Below are 7,241 nucleotides of genomic sequence, written 5' to 3'. Positions count from 1 at the left end.
GCTGTGTCTTCTACAACATCATGTAAAAAACCGCAAGCGACACTGACCGCATCCAACTTTAGCTTAGCTAAAATCCCTGCCACTTGAATCGGATGGATGATATAGGGCTCCCCTGATTGGCGAAATTGCCCTCTATGTCGATCTACTGCATAGAATAGAGCTTTTTGAACCAAGACAACATCTTCTGATGATAAATACTTTCTAGTAAGAGCGACCACTTGATCGCCCGTCAAATTCACTTCTTTTGGCATATTCTCTCTCCAGTTCTTCCTACCATTTTATCACTTTTAAGGCAATATGAAAACAAGGAAACACAGAAGAATGCAAAGCTTCTGTGAGAAATGGTCGATTTTTTTCAAACTGCGATTACATATAAGCCATATCCAGTAAATAGCAATTACCCTAAGTTTAGAAAAAGCCCGCCTTAAATAGGCGGGTTGTGATGAAAGAGGTGATGCTTTTCTGCATGTAGCATATCTCCGATAAATTCAACATAAGCATAAATGAGATAGCAAGCTGATACAACACCTAAAATAGCAATAAACAGCTCAAATAAGGTAGATAAAGACATGATGAACCTCCTCTCCTTACCAAGCAAAAGCAGTTTTCGCAATCTAGCCAGCAGATTTGTTTCCGTGCTTCCATCCTTTCTAGCCAAGCTAGATATTTCACTTATATTATACCAAAGTTAGGAGTTAAGAACAATAAAGACCAGCCCTATTAATGAAATTTTCCGACTACATCAACTCTGTCAGTACACTGACTGCACTGAGTGCGTAAAGTGGAGCTGTCTCTGTCCGCAAGATACGTGGACCCAGTCCTGCAAGTATAGCTCCTGCCTCTTCCAATGTGGCAATTTCTGCTGGAGACAGACCGCCTTCTGGACCAAAGACAAATAAAATTCGACTTCCTTTTTTAAGTCCTGTCACAGCCTTGACCAAAGCAGCAGACTCTCCCTCTTTGGCAGATTCCTCATAAGCTACAATGACGCAGTCAAACTGACTCAAACAATCTAAAAAATCAACTTTCTTCTCAAAAAGTCGGACTTCTGGAATCAGATTGCGCTTGCTTTGCTCGGCTGCTCCCAAAACAATCTTCTCTAGTTTGTCTGCTTTTTTAGCAAGTTTCTTACCATCCCACTTGGTAACAGACCAGTCGGACGGAAAGGCCCAGATAGCAGCTGCACCCAGTTCCGTCGTTTTCTGAGCTACCCATTCCAGCTTGTCTCCTTTGGGAAAGCCAGAAGCAACCGTCACATGAATCGGCAGCTCCGCGTTGTCTGGTAATTCTTCTACCAGATTCAACACATGGCGCTCCCTATCCGAAACTCTTGCTAGACGTTTAATACCATCCTCAAAAACCAGTACTACCTCATCATCTTCTACCAAACGCATAACAGAAAACATATGCTTGAGGGTATCTTTATCTCTGATAATGACAGGATTTTCAACCTGTCCTTTCACAAAATACTGCTGCATCTAACCTCCTATCACTCCTGAAATCTCCTTGGTTTTCTTAAAGACACAGGCATTCCACTCGCCCTGAATCATGTGGGTCTCAAGGAAAAATCCAGCAGCTTCTGCTGACTCCCGCACCAGATTCCATTTCTCAGAGATAATTCCGCTCATAATCAGGTAGCCCTCATCCTTAAGCAAACGGTAAGCATCATCCGTTAGATTTACCAAAATATCCGCCAGAATATTGGCTACAATGACATCAGCCTCGATTTCCACACCTCGGAGAAGGTCCCCCGACGCTACATGGATGTTCTCCATGTCAGGATTGAGCTCAATATTCTCCTGAGCCACGCGCACCGCCACCTCATCCAAGTCGTAAGCATAGATGTCCTTTGCACCCAAGAGAGAGCTAGCAATAGAGAGAACACCAGAGCCAGTCCCTACATCCAACACTGTTTCTCCGCCACGCAGAATCTGCTCCAAAACAAAGAGGCTCATCTTGGTTGTCGGGTGAGTACCCGTACCAAAGGCCATACCGGGATCCAGCTTGATAATCTTCTCTCCAATAGTCGCCTCGTAATCCGTCCAAGACGGCACAATCGTCAAGTCATGGGTAACACGGGCTGGCTCAAAATATTTTTTCCAATTGTCCGCCCAATCTTCCTCTGCCAGCTGCTGAGTGGTTAACTGGGTTTCTCCAATCTCCAAACCAAAATCCCTCAACTGAGCCAAATACTCTTTCACTTCCTGACGAATCATTTCAAGGTTCACTGTTTCTGGGTAATAAGCCGTAATGGCAACCGTATTCAGCTGCTTTACCTGAGGCAGCACCTCCCCAAAAGGACCAGCTTCCCCCAGATAATCCGCACTGTCATCAATCGCCACACCTTGACTGCCTAGGTCAATCAGAATATTACTGACCGCTTCTTCCGCCTCACGGCTGACCGTGATAGTTAGTTCTTGCCAAGTGTTCATGTGTCATTCCTTTCTTTTAATACTCTTCGTCATATAAACCATATCCATGCCCTCTTGCTCTGGTTCAGTATGCGTTTGATGATAGCCGCATTTTTCATAAAATTTGACCATAGGCTCATCTTGGAAAACCGTACACAAATCCCACTGAGTAATCGTAGGAAATCTTTTCTCTAGCAGGCGAATCCCTTCGTAGCCATAGCTTTTTCGCTGATATTGAGGCAAAATCGCAGCTGTACCAAGCCAACCTTTTGTTCGCTCATCGTTGGTTTGCAAGCGAAGAAAGCCAACAATTTCTTCGTCATCTTTGACAAAATAGTAAAAACTATTAAGACGTTCCACCAACTTCCACCTAATCCGCTCCCTATCTTCCAGATAAGGATCATACTGGTCATGATATTTTTCGTAGACAGCTTTAAAACTAACACGTTGAATACTGATAATGGTTTCTAAATCTGTAGCTTCTGCTTGTTCTATATGAATCATCTCTGCACCTCCAAATAATCTCCCAATCTACTTTTTAACTGTGAGATGACGTTTTCATCCGCTAATAATTCTTCTATATTTACTAATTTGTAGCCTTGTCCTTCGTCACCAAAGACAATCTGATCTATCAGTTCTTGACAGATAGAAGCCACCATGAAAACAGAAACTTTCTCAGGATGAACAAAGCCTTGATAACATTTGACCCATGTAATGGATTCCTCTTTGAGTTCAATGCCCAGCTCCTCAAAGACTTCTCTTCTAATGCACTCAAAAGGTGTCTCGTCCTTTTCTCTCCCACCGCCGGGAAAATCCCACATATTGGGATAAGGAATAGTGGGAATATCGTCTCTTAAAATGGTTAAAATTGTATCGCCATGCAGCAAAGCAATTTTACAGCCTGAGAAATCAAACGTTTGATACAAAACAGTCATATCACTCATTCTTCCCTACCTCCGTAAAATCAGTGATCTTCTTAGGCACGCTTGTATTTCAGTATCTAGGATAGGGATAAAAGTCCGTCTCTTTCAAATCTGCTCTGGCTTTTTCAAAAACTTTATTATTCCAGACAATTTCAAATTCCTCTGCCGCTGGATCTGCCAGAAAGTCCATGAGAGCATCTAATCCCTCTTCGGCCGTCTTCTTCAAGAAGTCCACAAAGTAGGTCAGGAATTCACGAGACAGGCCTTTCTTTGGCTCATAAGGAACAACTGTTAGATAATCCTCTGTTTCAAAGTGAGACTTAGCAGGATTATAAAAGAGAACGCTTTCTTCAAAGAAAATGTCTTCTGTGCTACTTTCTCCATCCACATCTAACAGTTCGATGCCATTTGCATTTTGTACTTCTAAGAGAAAGGACACTTCTACGGCATGATTCTTCTTATCCCAGTTTATCTCATAGTCAAATGGAAAACATTTCTCCATTTCTTCATTTAATATATCCAAAAATCCATATTTAACCATAGCCAGCCTCTCTCCAATCCTTTAAAATGTGTTAAAATAGATACAACTATAGTAACATAAATCAGAACAGTTGAAAAGAATACCAGTAAGGAGGAAAACGTATGCCAGACAATTTAGCGATTCGTATGCGGCCTAAAAATATCAATCAGGTCATCGGTCAGAAACATCTGGTTGGCGAAGGAAAAATCATTCGTCGCATGGTGGAAGCCAATCGCCTGTCTTCCATGATTCTCTACGGTCCACCAGGGATTGGCAAGACTTCCATTGCTTCAGCCATCGCTGGTACTACAAAATTTGCTTTTCGGACCTTTAATGCCACCGTTGATAGTAAGAAGCGCCTGCAAGAGATTGCGGAAGAAGCAAAATTCTCTGGTGGTTTAGTGCTGCTGTTAGATGAGATTCACCGCTTGGAAAAGACCAAGCAGGACTTCCTCCTCCCTCTTTTAGAAAACGGTCTGGTCATCATGATTGGCGCCACAACAGAAAATCCCTTTTTCTCTGTCACTCCCGCTATTCGCAGCCGGGTACAGATTTTCGAGCTGGAACCTCTGACAAATGATGATATTAAACAAGCCATTCAAACAGCCCTGACGGACACCGAACGAGGTTTTGATTTTCCTGTCCAGCTAGATGATGACGCTCTGGATTTCATTACCACTTCCACCAACGGTGACCTGCGCTCAGCCTTTAATTCTCTAGATTTAGCAGTTCTCTCTACCAAAGAGGATACTGAAGGGGTTCGCCATATCACTCTCGATATTATGGAAAACAGCCTGCAAAAGAGCTACATCACTATGGACAAAGACGGAGACGGTCATTATGACGTCCTGTCCGCCTTACAGAAGTCCATCCGCGGGTCTGATGTCAATGCCAGTCTCCATTATGCAGCTCGCTTGATTGAAGCTGGAGACCTTCCCAGCCTCGCACGACGCCTGACGGTCATTGCTTATGAAGACATTGGTTTGGCAAATCCCGATGCTCAGATTCATACAGTGACCGCACTTGAAGCCGCTCAAAAAATTGGGTTCCCAGAAGCTCGCATCCTCATTGCCAACATTGTCATTGACCTAGCACTTTCTCCTAAGTCCAACTCTGCCATAGTAGCTATAGATAAAGCTCTTTCTGATTTGCGACAAAATGGAAACTTACCTATCCCCCGCCATCTACGAGACGGTCACTACGCTGGTAGCAAGGAGCTGGGAAATGCGCAAGATTACAAATATCCACATAACTATCCTGGTAATTGGGTGCAGCAAGACTACCTTCCTGAAAAAATTAAAAATGCCGATTATTTCACTCCGAACGAAAACGGGAAGTACGAACGAGCCCTTGGCATGACTAAAAATAAGATTGAACAACTCAAAAACCACTAAAAAATCGTGGTATCGTTTGCAAAAAATCAATTTTTTCTCTTGAATTTTTCAAAAATTGTGGTATCATAATTATAGAAACGCTGTGGTGTACGACTTCACACTTAAGTGTTGACCGACTATTTTTTGTATTATTAGGGAAACAAAAGACTTCTAACAGCTTGCAGGCCGTTTCACGCGGAAGCAGCTTCAGTTAGAGCGAGTTGCCCACCTGCTTAATTGCGCGGGTTCAATACAAATCGTGAAGGTCCGGCACCAATACAGCTTTTTCTGTTGCCTCCTTAGCTCAGTTGGTAGAGCAGTGGACTCTTAATCCATGGGTCACAGGTTCGAGCCCTGTAGGGGGCATCTAATATTTACATACAAAAGCCTATCATATAGGCTTTTTTACTTACTCTCAACTATTTTTGCCCCATCATTTGCCCCACTTTTAAATCTATCTTTTCTTTTTGAATCAAATTACATCTTAACAAATAGTGTAAAGCCAGTTACTTTTGCTTTGATGCCATACAATATTTTCATGTAGAGAAGACAAATTTTATCTTCTCTTTTTATTTTCAAAATGATAAAAACTGATTTTCTTTTCATGAATCAGACTGAAATTTCCAAATTGTCCATTTATTTTATTGACATTTCCTATAAAAAATGTAGAACACTTCTATTATCAAACTATACTATATAGGGGGAGTATTGATATGAAATTTTCTAATTGTTTATTGCTATTCCTTGCAGGAGTTGTTTTTGTCCTTTTAGCACTTTTTCTATTTACAAACCCAGTAGCTAATCTTGTTGCTTACAGCTGGTGGATTGCATTTGGTTTATTGGTTGCTTCTATAGTGGCTATTTTAAGCTATTTCTCTGTGCCAAAAGAGCTTCGCTCACCTGTTTATCTTTTCCAAGGGATTGTTAATCTTCTCTTAGTTCTTTACCTCGTTGCCTATGGCTTTGTGACCCTGCCGGTTGTCATTCCAACTGTTTTAGGAATTTGGTTAATTGTAGAAGCCATTATAGCTTTCTTTAAAGGCAATCGTCTGGGATTGATTTTCCCTATTATTGGCAACCATATCATGTGGATAGCGTTGCTTGCATTTTTACTAGGTCTAGTGATTCTGTTCAATCCAGTAGCTACAAGTGTCTTTGTCGTTTATGTCGTTGCCTTTGCATTTTTAATTGCTGGTTTTACCTATATCGTTGATGCCTTTCGTAAATAATCTCGCTGCCATTTTGGGCATATTAAAATAGCTGGGAAGTTACATTCTCAGCTTTTTCATATCTTATTTGTCACTTTTTCGCATTCCATTCAGCATAGAATTGATCTAAGTATTCTTCCAAAAAACGATGCCTGCCCATGGCTAATTGCTTGGCATAATTTGTATTCATCAAATCTTTTAACTTCAACAACTTTTCATAAAAATGTAGAATTGCTGTTCCTTTATTGCTTCGATATTCTTCTACCGTCATATCTTCTCGTGGTCGCAAGGCAGGGTCATGAATGGGTCTGCCCGTATGTCCAGAATAAGCCATAGCTCGCGCTATTCCAATCGCTCCAATCGCATCCAAACGGTCAGCGTCTTGAACAATTTTCCCCTCCAAAGTGCTGACATTCTTCTGTTGATGACCACCTTTAAATGACATCGTTGAAATAATATCCAGCACATGAGCTATTTCCGCATCTGAAGCCTGATGATTCTGTAGCCATTGCTCAACCTTTTGCAAGCCCACCTCTTCATTCTCATTTAATTTCCCGTCAGCTATATCATGCAGCAAGGCAGCTAGCTCACAAATAAAAGCATCTGCTTGTTCTTGTTTGGCAATTTCTACAGCATTGTTCGTGACACGCACAATATGCCACCAGTCATGCCCGCTCATCTCGTCTTTCAGTTCAGCATAAACAAAATCTCTCGCTTCTTGAAGAATTTTCGCTTGTCTATCCGTTATCATCTGTCACCCTTTTTATTTATATACACAAAAATCTCGAAGCGATTTCGAGATTTTT

General features: G+C 41.7%; 9 protein-coding genes, 1 tRNA gene and 1 pseudogene. 3 read left to right on the top strand and 8 right to left on the bottom strand.

Annotated features, from left to right (window positions below):
* The 7 genes and pseudogenes from HMPREF2887_RS10205 to HMPREF2887_RS09925 all read right to left on the bottom strand — a co-directional run.
* Window positions 1–218: pseudogene (locus HMPREF2887_RS10205) on the bottom strand (HD domain-containing protein); the annotation flags it as partial.
* Window positions 219–424: 206 nt separating this feature from the next.
* Entirely contained in the window at window positions 425–571 is a 147-nt protein-coding gene (locus tag HMPREF2887_RS10295; RefSeq protein ID WP_003028899.1) for a hypothetical protein, read from the bottom strand.
* A gap of 166 nt (window positions 572–737) precedes the next feature.
* On the bottom strand, window positions 738–1,478 hold the full coding sequence (locus HMPREF2887_RS09945) for a 16S rRNA (uracil(1498)-N(3))-methyltransferase (protein ID WP_021001260.1): 741 nt from the start codon (window positions 1,476–1,478) through the stop codon (window positions 738–740).
* Window positions 1,479–2,432: a 50S ribosomal protein L11 methyltransferase gene (prmA, locus tag HMPREF2887_RS09940; RefSeq protein WP_021001259.1), complete on the bottom strand. Its 954-nt coding sequence runs from the start codon at window positions 2,430–2,432 to the stop codon at window positions 1,479–1,481.
* A 3-nt stretch (window positions 2,433–2,435) separates the two neighbouring features.
* Window positions 2,436–2,915 carry a GNAT family N-acetyltransferase gene (locus HMPREF2887_RS09935; protein ID WP_021001258.1) on the bottom strand — a complete coding sequence of 160 codons (480 nt, stop codon included), beginning with the start codon at window positions 2,913–2,915 and terminating at the stop codon, window positions 2,436–2,438.
* Window positions 2,912–3,355 (bottom strand): NUDIX hydrolase, encoded by a 444-nt coding sequence (locus tag HMPREF2887_RS09930; RefSeq protein WP_021001257.1) that lies wholly within the window; start codon window positions 3,353–3,355, stop codon window positions 2,912–2,914. The genes HMPREF2887_RS09935 and HMPREF2887_RS09930 overlap by 4 nt, the downstream gene beginning before the upstream one ends.
* A gap of 49 nt (window positions 3,356–3,404) precedes the next feature.
* Window positions 3,405–3,875 carry a DUF3013 family protein gene (locus tag HMPREF2887_RS09925; protein ID WP_021001256.1) on the bottom strand — a complete coding sequence of 157 codons (471 nt, stop codon included), beginning with the start codon at window positions 3,873–3,875 and terminating at the stop codon, window positions 3,405–3,407.
* A gap of 101 nt (window positions 3,876–3,976) precedes the next feature.
* Between HMPREF2887_RS09925 and HMPREF2887_RS09920 the strand changes: the two genes are divergently transcribed.
* The 3 genes from HMPREF2887_RS09920 (at window position 3,977) to HMPREF2887_RS09910 (ending at window position 6,456) form a co-directional block, all read left to right on the top strand.
* Window positions 3,977–5,248: a replication-associated recombination protein A gene (locus HMPREF2887_RS09920; protein WP_021001255.1), complete on the top strand. Its 1,272-nt coding sequence runs from the start codon at window positions 3,977–3,979 to the stop codon at window positions 5,246–5,248.
* A gap of 272 nt (window positions 5,249–5,520) precedes the next feature.
* Window positions 5,521–5,593 (top strand) — tRNA-Lys (locus HMPREF2887_RS09915).
* Window positions 5,594–5,940: 347 nt separating this feature from the next.
* Window positions 5,941–6,456, top strand: a complete 516-nt coding sequence (locus HMPREF2887_RS09910) for a DUF308 domain-containing protein (protein ID WP_021001254.1) — start codon at window positions 5,941–5,943, stop codon at window positions 6,454–6,456.
* A gap of 70 nt (window positions 6,457–6,526) precedes the next feature.
* On the opposite strand, the gene HMPREF2887_RS09905 is transcribed toward HMPREF2887_RS09910, so the two are convergent.
* Window positions 6,527–7,186, bottom strand: coding sequence for an HD domain-containing protein (locus tag HMPREF2887_RS09905; protein ID WP_021001253.1), 660 nt, complete (start codon window positions 7,184–7,186; stop codon window positions 6,527–6,529).
* Window positions 7,187–7,241: the final 55 nt, after the last annotated feature.

Source organism: Streptococcus sp. HMSC071H03 (genome assembly GCF_001813035.1).
GTDB lineage: Bacteria > Bacillota > Bacilli > Lactobacillales > Streptococcaceae > Streptococcus > Streptococcus anginosus.
This window is presented reverse-complemented; position numbering and strand designations above follow the sequence as displayed.

Excerpts from the sequence above, each read along its gene's own strand:
- HMPREF2887_RS09920 (WP_021001255.1), top strand. The coding sequence starts at position 3,977 with ATGCCAGACAATTTAGCGATTCGTATGCGGCCTAAAAATATCAATCAG.
- HMPREF2887_RS09930 (WP_021001257.1), bottom strand. The coding sequence starts at position 3,355 with ATGAGTGATATGACTGTTTTGTATCAAACGTTTGATTTCTCAGGCTGT.
- HMPREF2887_RS09910 (WP_021001254.1), top strand. The coding sequence starts at position 5,941 with ATGAAATTTTCTAATTGTTTATTGCTATTCCTTGCAGGAGTTGTTTTT.
- HMPREF2887_RS09905 (WP_021001253.1), bottom strand. The coding sequence starts at position 7,186 with ATGATAACGGATAGACAAGCGAAAATTCTTCAAGAAGCGAGAGATTTT.
- HMPREF2887_RS09945 (WP_021001260.1), bottom strand. The coding sequence starts at position 1,478 with ATGCAGCAGTATTTTGTGAAAGGACAGGTTGAAAATCCTGTCATTATC.
- HMPREF2887_RS09925 (WP_021001256.1), bottom strand. The coding sequence starts at position 3,875 with ATGGTTAAATATGGATTTTTGGATATATTAAATGAAGAAATGGAGAAA.
- HMPREF2887_RS09935 (WP_021001258.1), bottom strand. The coding sequence starts at position 2,915 with ATGATTCATATAGAACAAGCAGAAGCTACAGATTTAGAAACCATTATC.
- prmA (WP_021001259.1), bottom strand. The coding sequence starts at position 2,432 with ATGAACACTTGGCAAGAACTAACTATCACGGTCAGCCGTGAGGCGGAA.
- HMPREF2887_RS10295 (WP_003028899.1), bottom strand. The coding sequence starts at position 571 with ATGTCTTTATCTACCTTATTTGAGCTGTTTATTGCTATTTTAGGTGTT.